A 15,173-nucleotide genomic window follows, 5' to 3' on the forward strand; every position below is an offset into this window, starting at 1 on the left:
GGTCAAGTCGTGCCGCGTCGCCGCCGGGTGGGCGGGGCCCGGCGCAGTACGCTCGCGGCACCGTCCGCAGACCCGAGAGGGGCCCGACCGTGAGCGTGCGCGTGCGCCGGATCTACGAACCGCCCGAGCCCGACGACGGCCTGCGCGTGCTGGTCGACCGGCTGTGGCCGCGCGGACTCGCCAAGGACGAGGCGCAGGTCGACGAGTGGCCGAAAGAACTGACCCCGTCCACCGAACTGCGCGCGTGGTACCACGGCGGCGGCTCCTACGAGGAGTTCCGCAGCCGGTACGAGGAGGAACTCGGCGCCCCGCCGGCCGCCGAACTGCTGGACCGTCTCAGGAAGTCGGCCCGCAAGGGCACGGTGACCCTCCTCACGGCGTCCAGGAAGACCGGGGAGAGCCACGCGCACGTCCTCGCGGAGCTGCTGGAGGGCTGAGGTCAGCCGGTGTGCCGGGCCGCGTGCCGGCCCGCGGCCCGGCCGGAGAACAGGCAGCCGCCGAGGAAGGTGCCCTCCAGGGCGTTGTAGCCGTGCACCCCGCCGCCGCCGAACCCGGCCACCTCGCCGGCCGCGTACAGCCCCTCGATGGGGGTGCCGTCGGCACCGAGCGCCCGGGAGTCCAGGTCGGTCTGGATGCCGCCGAGGGTCTTGCGGGTCAGCACGTGCATCCGGACCCCGATGAGCGGGCCCGCGGCCGGGTCGAGGAGGCGGTGCGGGGTGGCGACCCGGCCGAGCCGGTCGCCGATGTAGCGCCGGGCGTTGCGGATGCCCTGCACCTGGGCGTCCTTGCTGTAGGGGTTGGCGATCTGCAGGTCGCGGGCCTCGATCTGGCGGCGCACCGCGGCCGCGTCCAGCAGCGGCTCGCCGGTGAGGGCGTTCATCTTGTCGACCAGCTGCTCCAGGCTGCCCGCGGTGACGAAGTCGGCGCCCTTGTCGAGGAAGGCCTGGACGGGCGCGGGGGCGCCCTTGCCGAGGAGCCGGTCGCGCAGCACGGCCCCCCGGTCCTTGGCGGTGATGTCGGGGTTCTGCTCGGAGCCGGAGAGCGCGAACTCCTTCTCGATGATCTTCCGGGTGAGGATGAACCAGGAGTGGTCGTACCCGGCGATGTCCTCGGTGGTGCGCAGGTACCTGAGCGTGCCGAGGGTGTCGTACCCGGGCAGGCAGGGGTCGGGCAGCCGACGGCCGAGGGCGTCGAGCCAGACGGACGACGGGCCGGGCAGGATGCGGATGCCGTGGCCGGGCCATATCGGGTCCCAGTTCTGCAGACCCTCGGTGTAGTGCCACATGCGGTCGCGGTTCACGAGCCGGACGCCGGCATCGGCGCTGATGTCGAGCATGCGGCCGTCGACGTAGGCCGGGACGCCGGTGACCATCCGGGCGGGGGGCGTGCCGAGCCGCTCGGGCCAGTGGCGGCGGACGATGTCGTGGTCGGCGCCGATGCCGCCGGTGGTGACGACGACGGCCTGGGCGGCGAGTTCGAAGTCGCCGGCGCGGTCGCGGTGGGAGGCCGCACCGCGCGGGGAGTCGTCGGGGGCCAGGACGGTGCCGCGTACGCCGCGTGCCGTGCCGTCCTCGATGACCAGTTCGTCCACCCGGTGGCGGTGGTGGAAGGTGAGCAGGCCGTCCCGGGCGGCCTGCCGGGCGTGGCGCACGAAGGGCTCGACCACGCCGGTTCCGGTGCCCCAGGCGATGTGGAAGCGGGGCACGGAGTTGCCGTGCCCGTCGGCGCGCAGGTCGCCGCGCTCGGCCCAGCCGACGGTGGGCAGCAGTTCGATGCCGTGGCCCTGGAGCCAGGACCGCTTCTCGCCGGCCGCGAACTCGACGTAGGCGCGGGCCCAGCGCACCGCCCAGGAGTCCTCGTCGGCGAGCCTGTCGAACTGCGCGCTGCCCTGCCAGTCGTTCCAGGCGAGTTCGAGGGAGTCCTTGATGCCGAGCCGGCGCTGCTCGGGCGAGTCGACGAGGAAGAGCCCGCCGAAGGACCAGAACGCCTGGCCGCCGAGGTTGGCGGCGTTCTCCTGGTCGACCAGCGCGACCCGGCGGCCCCGGCTGGTGAGTTCGTGTGCCGCGACCAGGCCGGCGAGGCCCGCTCCGACGACGATGACGTCCGCGTCCTTGGCGGCCATGGCGTCCGTGTCCTTCCGTGTTCGAGTCATGCGGGGGTGGCGCCGCTCTCGGTCAGCAGCGCGGTGAGCAGGTGCCGCAGCCAGCCGCGGGCCGCGTCGACGTCCCGGTCCAGCAGCAGCTGGGTGGTCACGCCGTCGTAGGCCGCGACCACCGCGCGGGCGGCGCCGTCGGCGTCGCCGAGCACGGCGGGCAGTTCGGTGTGGCCGCGGGCCCGCGCGAGCCGGTCGGCGACGGCCCGCCGGAGCCGGGCGCGGTGGTCGAGGAGGGCCCGGGCGACGGCCGGGTCACGGGCGGCGTGCACCAGGAAGTCGGTCTTGACCAGCAGCCAGTCGACGTCGAGCAGCAGCACCTCGGTGACCCGGTCCACGGAGGCGGGCACGTCCAGGTCCGGCCCGTCCTGGGCGAGCGCGTCGGCCACCTGGGCGGCGATGAGGTCGGCGCGGTCCTGGTACAGGGCGAAGAACAGCTCGTCCAGGGTGGCGAAGTTCGAGTAGAAGGCGCCCCGGCTGAACCCGGCGGCCTCGCAGACCTCCTCGATGGAGACCCGTCCGAAGCCCTTGGCCGCGAAGACGGCGAACGCGGCGTCGAGCAGCCTGGCCCGGGTGCGGGCCCGGCGCCGGGTGACGCGTTTCGGTGTGTCGTCCATCGGTGTGCCGTTCCTCGCGTCCGGTCCCGCCGGTCCCCCGGTTGGATACGCGAATGTATCCGATACGGCGATGTATCGAAAGGGATGTGACCTCGCCCCCTTGATCGCATGGGAACGTACTTTCGATTAAGGGGTACGCTGGCCTCATGGCCACGCACCTCCAGGGCTCCCTGTTCGACCAGACCGACGAGCTGCGGCTCGGCCCGCTCGACGGGCTGCGCCGGACCGTGCTCGGCGCCGGTGCCTGGATCGACGTCCTGCCCGGCTGGCTGAGCGGGGCCGACACGCTGTTCGGACGACTGGCGGCGGACGTGCCGTGGCGGGCGGAGCAGCGCAGGATGTACGACAACGTGGTGGCCGTACCCCGCCTGCTGGCCTTCTACGGCGCCGGGGACCCGCTCCCCCACCCGGTCCTGGACGAGGCCCGCGCCGCCCTGTCCCGGCACTACGCCGAGGAGCTGGGCGAGCCGTTCACCACCGCCGGACTCTGCTTCTACCGCGACGGCCGGGACAGCGTGGCCTGGCACGGGGACCGGATCGGGCGCAGTGCCCGCGAGGACACCATGGTCGCGATCCTCTCCGTCGGCGCCCCCCGCGACCTGCTGCTGCGCCCGGCCGGCGGAGGCGGCGGCACGCTGCGCCGGCCCCTCGGCCACGGCGACCTCATCGTGATGGGCGGTTCCTGCCAGCGCACCTGGGAGCACTGCGTCCCCAAGACCAGCCGGGCCGCCGGCCCGCGCATCAGCGTCCAGTTCCGGCCGTACGGCGTGCACTGAGCGGGCGGGCCCTTGCACGGGGCCGGGACGGATCTGGTTGGCTGTCCCCCACGACCAGTCGGACACGGGCTCGGAGAGAACATGCGGGCAGAGGTACACCAAGTCGCCGACGGCATCTACCTGGTGCACGGCCACCACGTCAACTGGGTGATCCTGAAGGACGGGGACGCCGTCACCCTGGTGGACACCGGCTATCCGGGAGACCGCCAGGGAGTCCTGGAATCCCTGGCCGAGGTGGGCAGTTCGCCGGAGGCGGTCGCCGCCGTACTGATCACCCACGCGCACAACGACCACCTGGGCTCGGCCGAGTACCTGCGGGCCGCCCACGGCACCCCGGTGTACCTGCACCCGGCCGAGGTGCCGCACGCCCGGCGGGACTTCCTCCAGCAGGCCACCATCGGCGACGTCGTGCGCAACGCCTGGCGGCCCGGTGTGGTCTCCTGGGCGCGGCACGTCATCCAGGTGGGCGGCACCCGGCACAACCCGGTCACCGCGCCCGAGCCGTTCCCGAGCGAGGGGCCGCTGGACCTGCCCGGCCGGCCCGTGCCGGTGCACACCCCCGGCCACACCGACGGCCACTGCGTCTACCACCTCCCCGCAGCGGGCATCGTCATCTCCGGCGACGCCCTGGTCAGCGGGCACGCGACCTCGCGCGTCGATGGCCCGCAGATCCTGCACGACTTCTTCCACCACGAGCGCGCCGGGGTCGTGGCCTCGCTGGACGTGATCGGCGCCCTCGCCGGCGACACCCTGCTGCCCGGCCACGGCCCCGTCCACCACGGCTCGGTGCGGGCCGCGGCCGAGCGGGCCCGGGAGCGGGCCGCCTAGCGGCTCCGGGCGCCGACGGGCTCCTCGAACAGGCACGCGGGGCCTTAGGGTTCGGGTCATGGCCTTGCAGATCAACGCCACGAACCCGGAGCACCCCGCGCTGCTGCTCGCCCTCCCCTGGGACACCCCGCTGGAGGAGTGGCCCGAGGAGTACCTCGTGCCGCTCCCCCGCGGCATCTCCCGGCACGTGGTGCGCTACGCGCACGCCGGGGACGAGGTGGTCGCCGTGAAGGAGCTGGCCGAACGGCCCGCGCTGCGCGAGTACGAGCTGCTGCGCCACCTGGACCGGCTCGGCATCCCCGCCGTCGACCCGCTCGCCGTGGTCACCGGCCGCACCGACGCCTCCGGCGCCCCGCTGGAGCCGGTGCTGATCACCCGGCACCTGCGCGGCTCGATGCCGTACCGGTCGATGTTCGAGACGACCATGCGCCCGGCCACCATGCACCGGCTGATGGACGCCCTCGCCGTGCTGCTGGTCCGCCTGCACCTGGCCGGTTTCGCCTGGGGCGACTGCTCGCTGTCCAACACCCTGTTCCGGCGGGACGCGGGCGCCTACGCGGCCTATCTGGTCGACGCCGAGACCGGCGACCTGCACCCGCGGCTCAGCCCCGGGCAGCGGGACTACGACCTGGACCTGGCCCGCGTCAACATCAGCGGCGAGCTGCTGGACCTGGAGGCGTCCGGCGCGCTGCACCCGTCCGTCGACCCGGTCGAGTTCGGCCACGAGATCTGCACCCGCTACCAGGGGCTGTGGCAGGAGCTGACCCGCACCTCGGTGTACCCGGCGGGCAAGTACCACTACATCGAGCGCCGGATCCGCCGCCTGAACGACCTCGGCTTCGACGTCGCCGAGATGCAGATCGAGCACTCCTCGAACGGCGACACAGTCACCTTCGTGCCGAAGGTCGTCGACGCCGGCCACCACCAGCGGCAGCTGCTGCGGCTGACCGGCCTGGACACGGAGGAGAATCAGGCGCGGCGGCTGCTGAACGACCTGGAGAGCTGGATGGCCACCCAGGACGACTACGCGCCCGGCGACCCCCTCGCCGCCCGGCCCGAGGTGCTCGCGCACCGCTGGGTGCGGGACGTGTTCCGGCCGACCGTGCGGGCGGTGCCGCCGGAGCTGCGCGGCTCCATGGACGCGGCCGAGATCTACCACGAACTCCTCGAACACCGCTGGTACCTGTCCGAGCGCGCGCAGCACGACATAGGGCTCGACACCGCCGTCGAGGACTACATCGACCACGTCCTGCCGAAGGCGCGGACCACCCTGGAGCCGACCACGCCGGAGTAGCTCACCCGTGCGGGACGACGGCCACCGGGCACTCGGCGTGGTGCAGCACCCCGTGCGCCACCGAGCCGATCCGGGCGCCGACCGCCGTACGGCGGGCCCGGCGGCCGACCACCATCAGCTGGGCCCGGCCGGCCAGCGACAGCAGCACCTGTCCGGCGCTGCCCATCTCCACGTGCTCGGCGACGGACACCTCGGGGAACCGCTCGCGCCAGGGCTGGAGGGCCTCGCCCAGCGCCTGCCGCTCGTACGGTTCCAGACCGCCCGCGTCGTCGAGCAGCTTCAGCGAACCGGGGCTGTAGGCGAAGACCGGCGGCAGCGTCCACGCGCGGACGGCGGTGACGGCCGCGCCGCGGGCCGCCGCCGTCTCGAAGGCGAACCGCAGCGCCGCCGCGCTGTCCTCGGGGCCGCCGTGCTGACCGACCACGACGTCCCGGCCCGCCGCCTCCGCCGTGGGCTGGTCCCCGGCCCGCACCAGCACCACGGGCCGCTCCGCCTCCGCGATCACCTGCTGGCCGACCGAGCCCAGCAGAAACCCGACGACGGGTCCGTGGCCGCGTGAACCGAGCACCAGCATCTCGGACCCGGCCGCCGCCCCGGCCAGCGCCTGCGCGGCTGCGCCCTCGACCACGTCGGTGGTCACCGTCAGGCCCGGATGCCGCCCGGAGACGGCGCGCACGGCCTCCGTCACCCCTTCCGACACCCACCCGTGCTGGGTGTCGCGGTCGGCGGTGGCGAGCGCCTCGGCGTACCGCCAGGCGTGCACCACGCGCAGCGGCAGGCCCCGGCGCACGGCCTCTCTCGCCGCCCAGTCCAGCGCGGCCAGGCTCTCCTCCGTGCCGTCCACCCCTGCCGTGATCGGGTGTGTCATCCGTGATCTCCTCGTCGTCGCGTCCTCGGGACACCGGTGCCCGCTGCCGGGCGCCGGTGCACACGGTCATGATGATCTCTCCGCGGGACCGCCGCGCCGGTTCCCGGCAAGCAGCCGCGCCCGATGGTCGCTGTGGGGCAAGCGGTGGTCTCCGTCGGACAAGCGGAACCCGGTCGGCCGAACATACGATGGCCTGGAACCGGCGCGGTGGTCCCCACGACGCCGGGCGGGGATCCGACACTCGGGTGGGGAGACGTATGGCACAGGCCGCCGAGACCGCGCGGACCGTCATCCTGACCGTGGACGACGACCCGGGGGTCTCCCGCGCCGTCGCCCGCGACCTCAGGCGGCGCTACGGCGAGTCGTACCGGATCGTGCGCGCGGAGTCCGGCGAGTCCGCGCTGGAGGCGCTGCGCGAGCTGAAGCTGCGCGGGGACCTGGTGGCGGTGATCCTGGCCGACTACCGGATGCCGCAGATGAACGGCATCGAGTTCCTGGAGCAGGCCCTCGACGTGTACCCGGGGGCGCGGCGGGTGCTGCTGACCGCCTACGCGGACACCAACGCGGCGATCGACGCGATCAACGTCGTCGACCTCGACCACTACCTGCTCAAGCCCTGGGACCCCCCGGAGGAGAAGCTCTACCCGGTCCTGGACGACCTGCTGGACGCGTGGCGGAGCAGCGCCTACAAGCCGGTGCCCAGCACCAAGGTCGTCGGGCACCGCTGGTCGGCGCGCTCCTCGGACGTGCGCGAGTTCCTGGCCCGCAACCAGGTGCCGTACCGCTGGTACTCGGTGGAGGAGCCGGAGGGGCAGCGGCTGCTGGCGGCGGCCGGACAGGACGGGCAACGGCTGCCGCTGGTGATCACCCCGGACTGCACGGTCCTGGTCGAGCCCGAGGCACCGGAGCTGGCCGCGCAGGTCGGCCTGGCGACGACACCGACGGCCGACTTCTACGACCTCATCGTGATCGGCGGTGGGCCGGCCGGGCTCGGCGCGGCCGTGTACGGCGCCTCCGAGGGCCTGCGGACCGTGCTGGTGGAGCGGTCGGCGACCGGCGGACAGGCCGGGCAGAGCTCCCGGATCGAGAACTACCTCGGCTTCCCCGACGGGGTGTCCGGCGCCCAGCTCACCGACCGGGCGCGCCGGCAGGCGGCCCGGTTCGGCGCGGAGATCCTGACCGCCCGCGAGGTGACGGCCCTGGAGGTCAACGGCGCCGCACGGGTCGTACGGTTCGCGGACGGCTCGGCGATCGCGGCGCACAGCGTGATCCTCGCGACCGGGGTGCAGTACCGGCAGCTGGAGGCCGCCGGCTGCACCGACCTCACCGGCTGCGGGGTGTTCTACGGCTCGGCGCTGACCGAGGCCGCCTCCTGCCAGGGCCAGGACGTGTACATCGTCGGCGGCGCCAACTCGGCGGGCCAGGCGGCGATGTACCTGTCCCGGGGCGCGAAGTCGGTGACGCTGCTGGTACGCGGCCCGGACCTGTCGGCGTCCATGTCGCACTACCTGATCCAGCAGATCGGCGAGGCCCCGAACATCTCGGTGCGCTGCCACACGGTCGTCGACCGGGCCCACGGCTCGGACCACCTGGAGCAGCTGACGCTCCGGCACACGGTGACCGGGGAGACCGAACTGGTCGACGCGCAGTGGATGTTCGTGTTCATCGGGGCCGCCCCGCTGACCGACTGGCTGGGCGGGACGGTGCTGCGCGACGAGCGCGGTTTCATCCTGGCCGGGCCCGATCTGGCCGCCGGGGGGCGTCCGCCGGCCGGCTGGGAGCTGGACCGGCCCCCGTACCACCTGGAGACCAGCACTCCCGGCGTGTTCGTCGCGGGCGACGCGCGCGCCGAGTCCGCCAAGCGTGTCGCGTCCGCCGTCGGGGAGGGAGCCATGGCCGTCATGCTCGTCCACCGGTACCTGGAGCAGTCATGAGCGGGCAGATCGTGGCGTGCAGCCCGCAGGAGATCGGCTCGCTGTTCCTCTTCGAGAAGCTCAGCGCCGAGCAGTTGGGCCGGCTGTGCGCCCAGGGCCGGGTGGAGCTGTTCCAGCCCGGCCCCGTGTACACCGAGGGCGACCCGGCCACCTGCTTCTTCGTGATGATCGAGGGCACGGTCGTGCTGTCGCGCCGGGTCGGCGGTGACGACGTGGAGGTGACCCGGACCTCGCAGCCCGGGGTGTACGCGGGCGCGATGCAGGCGTACCTCGGCGACCGGGTGCGGCAGGTCTACAACAACTCCATGCGGGTCACCGAGCCGACGCGGTTCTTCGTGCTGCCGGCGGACCTCTTCGCGGACGTGATGCGCGAATGGTTCCCGATGGCCGTGCACCTGCTGGAGGGCCTGTTCTTCGGGACGAAGAACACCCAGGCGATGATCGGGCAGCGGGAACGGCTGCTGGCGCTGGGCTCGTTGTCGGCGGGGCTCACGCACGAGCTGAACAACCCCGCGGCCGCGGCGGTGCGGGCCACCGCGACCCTGCGGGAGCGGGTCGCGAAGATGCGGCACAAGCTCGCCCTCATCGCCGAGGGCCCCTTCTCCCGCGACTGCCTGGCGAGCCTGGTCGAGATCCAGGAGCGCACCGCGGAACGGGTGGCGAAGGCGCCGGTGCTCAGCCCGCTGGAGGCCAGCGACCGGGAGGACGCGCTCAGCGACTGGCTGGAGGACCACGGCTTCACCCAGGGCTGGCAGGTGGCGCCCACCTTCGTGCAGGCCGGACTCGACGTGGACTGGCTGGAGCAGGTCGCGGCGGCGGTGGGCGAGGAGATCCTGCCGAACGCGGTCGGCTGGCTCAACTACACGGTCGAGACCGAGCTGTTGATGAGCGAGATCGAGGACTCCACCACCCGCATCTCGCACCTGGTCGACGCGGCCAAGCAGTACTCGCAGCTGGACCGGGCCCCGTACCGGGTGGTGGACGTGCACGAACTCCTCGACAGCACCTTGCTGATGCTCTCCGGGAAGATCGGACCGGGCATCGAGGTCGTCAAGGAGTACGACCGGACACTCCCGGCGGTGCCGGCCTACCCGGCGGAGCTGAACCAGGTGTGGACGAACCTCGTCGACAACGCCGTCTCGGCCATGAACGGCGCGGGCGGCCAGGGCACGCTGACCGTGCGGACGGCACTCGACCACGAGCTGCTGCTGGTGGAGTTCCGGGACACCGGTCCCGGTGTGCCGCCGGAGATCAAGGACCGGATCTTCGACCCGTTCTTCACCACCAAGCCGGTCGGCGAGGGCACCGGGCTCGGCCTGGACATCTCCTGGCGGATCGTCGTCAACAAGCACCACGGCACCCTGCGGGTCGAGTCCGTGCCCGGCGACACCCGCTTCCAGGTGCTGCTGCCCCTGACCGCCGAGACACCCGACGAGGAGCCGGAATGACCGACATCGAAGGAATCGACCCCGGCGTCCCGCCCAGCGGCACGGGCTGTGCGGAGTGCGAGGAGGCGGGCGGCTGGTGGTTCCACCTGCGCCGGTGCGCGCAGTGCGGGCACATCGGCTGCTGCGACGACTCCCCCGCGAAGCACGCCACCGCCCACTACCGGGCCACCGGGCACCCGGTGATCCGCAGCTTCGAGCCGGGCGAGGGCTGGTTCTGGAACTACGCCACCGAGGAGTTGTACTCCTCCGGGCCCGAACTCGCGCCCCCCGCCGGGCATCCCGCCGACCAGCCGGCGCCGGGTCCCGCGGGCCGGGTGCCGGACGACTGGGCGCGGACGCTGCGTTGAGGCCGCGGCGGGCGGCACGGCCCGCGGCGGCGCCGTCGGCGGCGCGTGACAGGATGAGGCCGTGTCGCAGACCGCCTTCACCACAGCGCCGCTGATCGGCCGGGACGAGGAACTGGCCCGGCTCACGGGCGTGCTGGAGCGTGCCCGGGGCGGAGCCGCGGGAGCGGTGCTGCTCGCCGGGGACGCCGGGGTCGGCAAGACGCGGCTGCTGGACGAGGTGGCCGGGCGGGCGGCACGGGCGGGCACGACCGTCGTCACCGGGCACTGCGTGGACCTCGGGGACGTCGGCCTGCCCTACCTGCCGTTCACCGAGATCCTCGGAGTGCTCGCCGCCGACGAGCGGTTCACGGCCGTGCTGGCCGCGCATCCGGCCGCGGACCGGCTGCTGGGCGCAGGGCCGGACGCGGCCGGCGGCCCGGACGGGCGGCTCCGGCTCTTCGAGGACGTCGCCGGGCTGCTGGCCGACCTGGCCCGGGTGGCCCCGCTGCTGCTCGTCCTGGAGGACCTGCACTGGGCCGACCAGTCCTCCCGGGACCTGCTGCGCTTCCTGCTCAGCCGGGGCGTGCCGCACCGGCCCGGCGCTGCCCCGGAGCGCCGGCTGGCGATCCTCGCCTCCTACCGCGCCGACGACCTGCACCGCCGCCACCCGCTGCGGCCCCTGCTCGCCGAACTGGTCCGGCTGCCGGCCGTGGAGCGCCTGGAGCTGCGGCCCCTGCCGGACCCGGAGGTCGCCCGGCTGGTGCGGGCGCTGGAGGACCGTCCGCTGCCGGACGCCGTCGTGGGCGGCATCGTGGCCCGCGCGGAGGGGAACGCCTTCTACGCGCAGGAGCTCCTCGCGGCCGGCACCTGCTCGGGCGGGGTGCCCAGCGGGCTCGCCGACCTGCTGCTCATCCGGGTCGAGCAGCTGTCCGAGACCGCGCAGCAGGTGCTGCGGACCGCCGCCGTGGCCGGCCGCCGGGTGCGGGACGCCCTGCTGCGCGAGGCGGCCGGGCTGCCCGAGGACGAACTGGAGGCGGCCCTGCGGGAGGCCGTCGGTCGCCAGCTGCTGCTCCCCGGGGACGACGGCACCTACACCTTCCGGCACGCCCTCACCCGTGAGGCGGTCTACGCCGACCTGCTGCCCGGCGAGCGGTCCCGGCTGCACGGCGCGTACGCGCGGCTCCTCGCGGCCGTCGGCCGCGCCCCGGAGACCGCGGCCGAGCGCGCCCACCACTCCCGGGAGAGCCACGACCTGCCGGCGGCGCTCGGGGCCTGTGTGGAGGCCGCCGACCACGCCCGGCGGCTGGGCGCGCCCGCCGAGGAGCTGCGGCACCTGGAGGCCGCCCTGGACCTGTGGCCGTCGGTGCCCGCGCCGGCCCGGCCCGCCGGGGAGGGCATGGACCGGGTCACCCTGACCCTGCGCGCCTCGGCCGCCGCGGCCCACGCCGGCGAGTTCCACCGCGCGGTCGCGCTGACCCGGACGGCGCTCGAAGGGGTCGGCCAGGACACCGACGGCGAGCTGGCCGCCCGGGTCCGCTACACGCTGGCCGGGAACCTGCTGGCCGTGGACCGCCTGACGGCGGCGTTCCGCTACAGCAGCGAGGCGCTCGGCATGATCCCCGCCGATCCGCCGTCGCGGACCTGGGTGTGGGCGGCGGCCACGCATGTCGCGGCGGCCCGGCACATCGGGGAGGACGCGACCGCGCTGCGGGTCGGCCGGCAGGCCCTGCGGGTCGCCGAGGAGCTGGGCGTGACCGGCGCCCAGGCCGATCTGCTGATCTCCCTGGCGGTCACCGAGGGCGGTGGCCGGCGCTCCCCGGAGGGCCGGGAGCGGTTGCGGCGGGCCCGGGAGCTGGCCCGCGACGCCGGGAACGCGCCGGTGGAGACGCGCGCGCTGTTCCACCTGGCGATGGGCGCCTTCGAGTCCGGTGACCTGGCGGAGTGCCTGCCGGTGCTGGCCGACGGCCTGGACCGGGCCCGCCGGGCCGGGCTGCTGTCCGCGGTGTATCCGCTGGAGCTGCGCTACCTCCAGCTGCTGGTCCTGTACACGCTGGGCCGCTGGGACGAGTGCCTGCGCGCGGCGGCCGAGGCCGAGCCGGGGCTGCCCGGGGCGGGCGGCGCCTTCGCGATCGCTCCCGCCCTGTACGTGGCGCTGGCCCGCGGTGAGGAGAGCGCCGTGGACCGGGCCCGGGCGCTGCTGGAGGGGCCGTTCGACTGGATGGGCACGCTGGTCGCCGGGATCGTGCTCACCGACGCGGCCGCGCGGAACGGCGACGCGGAGGGCGCGGTCGCGCGGCTGCGCGCGACGGTCGCGGCCCTCGGTGACGGGACGACGCGGCGGCCGGGTGTCGCGGTCCGGTTGGCCGCGATGTGCCTCGCGGCGGTCGCCGACCGGGTCACGGACTCACGCCGGACGGACGGGACCGACTCGGACCCGGCCGGCTGGGCGGATCTCGCGGCCGAGCTGGTGGAGCTGGCGCGGGCCACGGCCGGTGAGGACGAGGCGGGCCGCGTACAGGGGCCGGAGGGACAGGCCTGGCTGGCCCGCGCCGAGGCGGAGTGGGCGACCGTGGTGTCGGGACCGGACCCGGCGGCCTGGGCGGAGGTGGTCGCCGCGTTCGGGTACGGCGACGGCTACGAGCAGGCGCGGTGCCGGCTGCGGTACGCGCGGGCGTTGCTGGCCGTGGAGCGGCGGGCGGAGGCGGCGGAACAGGCGCGGCTGGCCCGGGAGACGGCGGCCGGGCTGGGCGCGGCGCCGTTGCTGGCGGACATCGACACGCTGGTCCGCCGGGGCCGCCTCGGGGCCGGGACGTCGTACGCCGATCCGGCTCCGCTGACCGCGCGGGAGCGGGACGTCCTGCGGCTGCTCGCGCGGGGGCGCAGCAACCGGCAGATCGGCGAGGAGCTGTTCATCACCGGCAAGACGGCCAGCGTGCACGTGTCCAACATCCTCGCCAAGCTCGGTGCCGCGAGCCGTACGGAGGCGGTGGCGGTGGCCTACCGCCGGGGCCTGATCGCACCGGAGCCGGCCGGGTCGGGGTGATACGCCGGCGGGGCCGCCCCCGGACGTGCGGATGCCCCGCGCGAGGCGGGGCATCCGGTGGTGCGGGTGTGCTGCGGCGTCCGTCAGTGGTGGGCGCGCGGCGTGTTGGCGGCGGTGACGTTGACCGCGGACCAGGACTTGTCGACCGTCTTGTACTCGGTGCTGTTCGCGCCGTACAGGTCCTTGGCCGCCTTCAGGGTCGCGATGCGCGCCTGGTGGAAGTCGGTCGTGGAGACCATGTAGCGGGTCAGCGCACGGTAGTAGATGGCCGTCGCCTTGGTGCGGCCGATGCCCTTGACCGCGATGTTGTGGTACGTCGGCGAGTTGTAGTTGACGCCGTTGATCGTCTTCTTGCCGCTGCCCTCGGCGAGGAGGTAGTAGGCGTGGGACGAGACACCGGAACCGGCGTGCACCTCGGTGTAGTAGGTGTCCGCCGACCAGTAGTCGATGGTGCCCTCAAGCTTGTCGAGCGAGGGGTGGTCCAGGCGGCGCAGGAACTTCTGCGCGAGGCCCAGCTTCTCGCCGATCAGGTAGTCGGGCGTGTCCTTCGTGTTCTTGGCGTAGAACTCGACGTTCGAGCCGAAGATGTCCGCGAGCGACTCGTTCAGCGAGCCGGGCTCGCCGTACTGGTTGCCGTCGGAGTCGACGAAGGTCGGCTGCAGGTTGGCGGTCGCCTCGACCACGCCGTGGGTCAGCTCGTGACCGGTGACGTCGAGGACCACGAGCGGCTTCTTGAACATGTCGCCGTCGCCGTCGCCGTACAGCATGCAGTTGCAGGTCGGGTCCCAGAAGGCGTTGGCGACCTTCTTGCCCCAGTGGACCATCGCCTGCGCGGGCTTGCTGTTGTTCGCGATGCCCTTGCGCTTGAAGGTGCTCTTGTAGAAGTCGAGCGTCTTCGTGATGCCGTACTGGGCGTCGGCGGCGGCGCTGACCCGGCTGGTGGTCTTGCCGTTGCCCCACACGTTGGTGGTGTTGGTCAGCTTCGAACCGGCGCTGAACTTCTCCGTGTACGAGCCCTTGGCGTCCCGCGTCTCGGTGCCGTACCGGTTCGGGTCCTTGAGCTGGTAGTGGCCGCGCGAGGTCTGCGTGGTGGTGAGACCGACGGTGCCCACGAAGAGGGTCTTGCCGGTGCCCTTGGCGGCCGACGGGTAGGCCGCGGCACCGGTGGCGCCCGAGCCGACGAGGCCGGACGGGATGGAGGCGGAGCCGGCGCCGGTGGCCGGGTCGACGGTCTCGCCGCGCTCGCGCAGGGCGTCGAGCAGCTTCGGCGACAGGAACTCGTCCCGGGTCGGCGTGTTGCTGCGCACCTTGCCGGTGACCGCGTCGACGACGACCGTGCGGGAGTTGTCCTTGTCGGTGACGGTGACCTGGTAGGCCAGCGCGGAGGCGCCGTCGCGGGCGTCCAGCACGAGCTGGGCGCTGCCCGCGTCGCCCTTGGCCGCCTTCGCGGCCTTGGCGGCGGCCTGGCCCGCGGTCAGCTTGGCCTTGACGGCGGCCGGCTTGACGGCGTGGTCGGCGGCACGGGTCACGCCCGTGTAGCCGAGTCCCCGGTCGAGGTGGACGATGAGGTCGCCACCGAGCACCGGCAGGTCGTTGTGCGTGCGGACGAAGCGGACGTGCCGGGCACCCTCGGGGTCGATCATGACGTCCTGCGCGTGCAGGACGTCACCCTTCGACACGCCGGTCGCCGAGGCGTGCGCGAAGGCCGCGGTACGCGCAGCCTCCACCACCACCGTGGCGCTCGTGGCGGAGGCGGCGGACCGCTCCACCCCCGTGGAGGGACCCGCGAAGGCCGTACCGGCCAGGCCCGTGGCAGCCGTCGCCACCGCGACGGCGACCGCCACGGTGCGTATGTGCGGTCTACGCAATCTGATCAGGGTTCCTTCG

The 15,173-nt window shown here is 73.9% G+C and carries 12 protein-coding genes; 8 read left to right on the forward strand and 4 right to left on the reverse strand.

Annotated features, from left to right (window positions below):
• Positions 1–89: 89 nt before the first annotated feature.
• Positions 90–437, forward strand: coding sequence for a DUF488 domain-containing protein (locus IG05_RS0104800; RefSeq protein ID WP_030339438.1), 348 nt, complete (start codon positions 90–92; stop codon positions 435–437).
• Between the two features lie 2 nt (positions 438–439).
• Here IG05_RS0104800 and IG05_RS0104805 read toward each other — a convergent pair whose 3' ends face one another.
• On the reverse strand, positions 440–2,152 hold the full coding sequence (locus IG05_RS0104805; RefSeq protein WP_234335765.1) for an FAD-binding dehydrogenase: 1,713 nt from the start codon (positions 2,150–2,152) through the stop codon (positions 440–442).
• Positions 2,149–2,769 (reverse strand): TetR/AcrR family transcriptional regulator, encoded by a 621-nt coding sequence (locus IG05_RS0104810; protein WP_030339440.1) that lies wholly within the window; start codon positions 2,767–2,769, stop codon positions 2,149–2,151. Before IG05_RS0104810 ends, IG05_RS0104805 begins: the two co-directional genes overlap by 4 nt.
• Positions 2,770–2,915: 146 nt before the next feature.
• Here IG05_RS0104810 and IG05_RS0104815 point away from each other — a divergent pair, with 146 nt between their 5' ends.
• The 3 genes from IG05_RS0104815 to IG05_RS0104825 all read left to right on the forward strand — a co-directional run bounded on the left by IG05_RS0104815 (position 2,916) and on the right by IG05_RS0104825 (position 5,667).
• Positions 2,916–3,545 (forward strand): alpha-ketoglutarate-dependent dioxygenase AlkB, encoded by a 630-nt coding sequence (locus tag IG05_RS0104815; RefSeq protein ID WP_030339441.1) that lies wholly within the window; start codon positions 2,916–2,918, stop codon positions 3,543–3,545.
• Between the two features lie 81 nt (positions 3,546–3,626).
• Positions 3,627–4,373: an MBL fold metallo-hydrolase gene (locus IG05_RS0104820; RefSeq protein ID WP_030339442.1), complete on the forward strand. Its 747-nt coding sequence runs from the start codon at positions 3,627–3,629 to the stop codon at positions 4,371–4,373.
• Between the two features lie 58 nt (positions 4,374–4,431).
• Positions 4,432–5,667: a DUF4032 domain-containing protein gene (locus IG05_RS0104825; protein ID WP_030339443.1), complete on the forward strand. Its 1,236-nt coding sequence runs from the start codon at positions 4,432–4,434 to the stop codon at positions 5,665–5,667.
• 1 nt (position 5,668) lies between these two features.
• On the opposite strand, the gene IG05_RS0104830 is transcribed toward IG05_RS0104825, so the two are convergent.
• Positions 5,669–6,535 (reverse strand): universal stress protein, encoded by an 867-nt coding sequence (locus tag IG05_RS0104830; protein WP_030339444.1) that lies wholly within the window; start codon positions 6,533–6,535, stop codon positions 5,669–5,671.
• Positions 6,536–6,792: 257 nt separating this feature from the next.
• Here IG05_RS0104830 and IG05_RS0104835 point away from each other — a divergent pair, with 257 nt between their 5' ends.
• The 4 genes from IG05_RS0104835 (at position 6,793) to IG05_RS0104850 (ending at position 13,286) form a co-directional block, all read left to right on the forward strand.
• Positions 6,793–8,469: an FAD-dependent oxidoreductase gene (locus tag IG05_RS0104835; RefSeq protein WP_030339445.1), complete on the forward strand. Its 1,677-nt coding sequence runs from the start codon at positions 6,793–6,795 to the stop codon at positions 8,467–8,469.
• Entirely contained in the window at positions 8,466–9,917 is a 1,452-nt protein-coding gene (locus tag IG05_RS0104840) for an ATP-binding protein (protein ID WP_030339446.1), read from the forward strand. The genes IG05_RS0104835 and IG05_RS0104840 overlap by 4 nt, the downstream gene beginning before the upstream one ends.
• Complete coding sequence (locus IG05_RS0104845) at positions 9,914–10,264, forward strand: UBP-type zinc finger domain-containing protein (protein ID WP_030339447.1); 351 nt, start codon at positions 9,914–9,916, stop codon at positions 10,262–10,264. The genes IG05_RS0104840 and IG05_RS0104845 overlap by 4 nt, the downstream gene beginning before the upstream one ends.
• 61 nt (positions 10,265–10,325) lie before the next feature.
• On the forward strand, positions 10,326–13,286 hold the full coding sequence (locus IG05_RS0104850; RefSeq protein WP_030339448.1) for an ATP-binding protein: 2,961 nt from the start codon (positions 10,326–10,328) through the stop codon (positions 13,284–13,286).
• 83 nt (positions 13,287–13,369) lie between these two features.
• Here IG05_RS0104850 and IG05_RS0104855 read toward each other — a convergent pair whose 3' ends face one another.
• Positions 13,370–15,154 carry a M4 family metallopeptidase gene (locus tag IG05_RS0104855; protein ID WP_030339450.1) on the reverse strand — a complete coding sequence of 595 codons (1,785 nt, stop codon included), beginning with the start codon at positions 15,152–15,154 and terminating at the stop codon, positions 13,370–13,372.
• Positions 15,155–15,173: the final 19 nt, after the last annotated feature.

This window comes from Streptomyces sp. NRRL S-1022 (assembly GCF_000720135.1).
In the GTDB taxonomy this organism is placed as follows: domain Bacteria; phylum Actinomycetota; class Actinomycetes; order Streptomycetales; family Streptomycetaceae; genus Streptomyces.

Coding starts and splice junctions, on each gene's coding strand:
- IG05_RS0104805 (WP_234335765.1), bottom strand. CDS start 2,152: ATGACTCGAACACGGAAGGACACGGACGCCATGGCCGCCAAGGACGCG.
- IG05_RS0104810 (WP_030339440.1), bottom strand. CDS start 2,769: ATGGACGACACACCGAAACGCGTCACCCGGCGCCGGGCCCGCACCCGG.
- IG05_RS0104815 (WP_030339441.1), top strand. CDS start 2,916: ATGGCCACGCACCTCCAGGGCTCCCTGTTCGACCAGACCGACGAGCTG.
- IG05_RS0104820 (WP_030339442.1), top strand. CDS start 3,627: ATGCGGGCAGAGGTACACCAAGTCGCCGACGGCATCTACCTGGTGCAC.
- IG05_RS0104825 (WP_030339443.1), top strand. CDS start 4,432: ATGGCCTTGCAGATCAACGCCACGAACCCGGAGCACCCCGCGCTGCTG.
- IG05_RS0104830 (WP_030339444.1), bottom strand. CDS start 6,535: ATGACACACCCGATCACGGCAGGGGTGGACGGCACGGAGGAGAGCCTG.
- IG05_RS0104835 (WP_030339445.1), top strand. CDS start 6,793: ATGGCACAGGCCGCCGAGACCGCGCGGACCGTCATCCTGACCGTGGAC.
- IG05_RS0104840 (WP_030339446.1), top strand. CDS start 8,466: ATGAGCGGGCAGATCGTGGCGTGCAGCCCGCAGGAGATCGGCTCGCTG.
- IG05_RS0104845 (WP_030339447.1), top strand. CDS start 9,914: ATGACCGACATCGAAGGAATCGACCCCGGCGTCCCGCCCAGCGGCACG.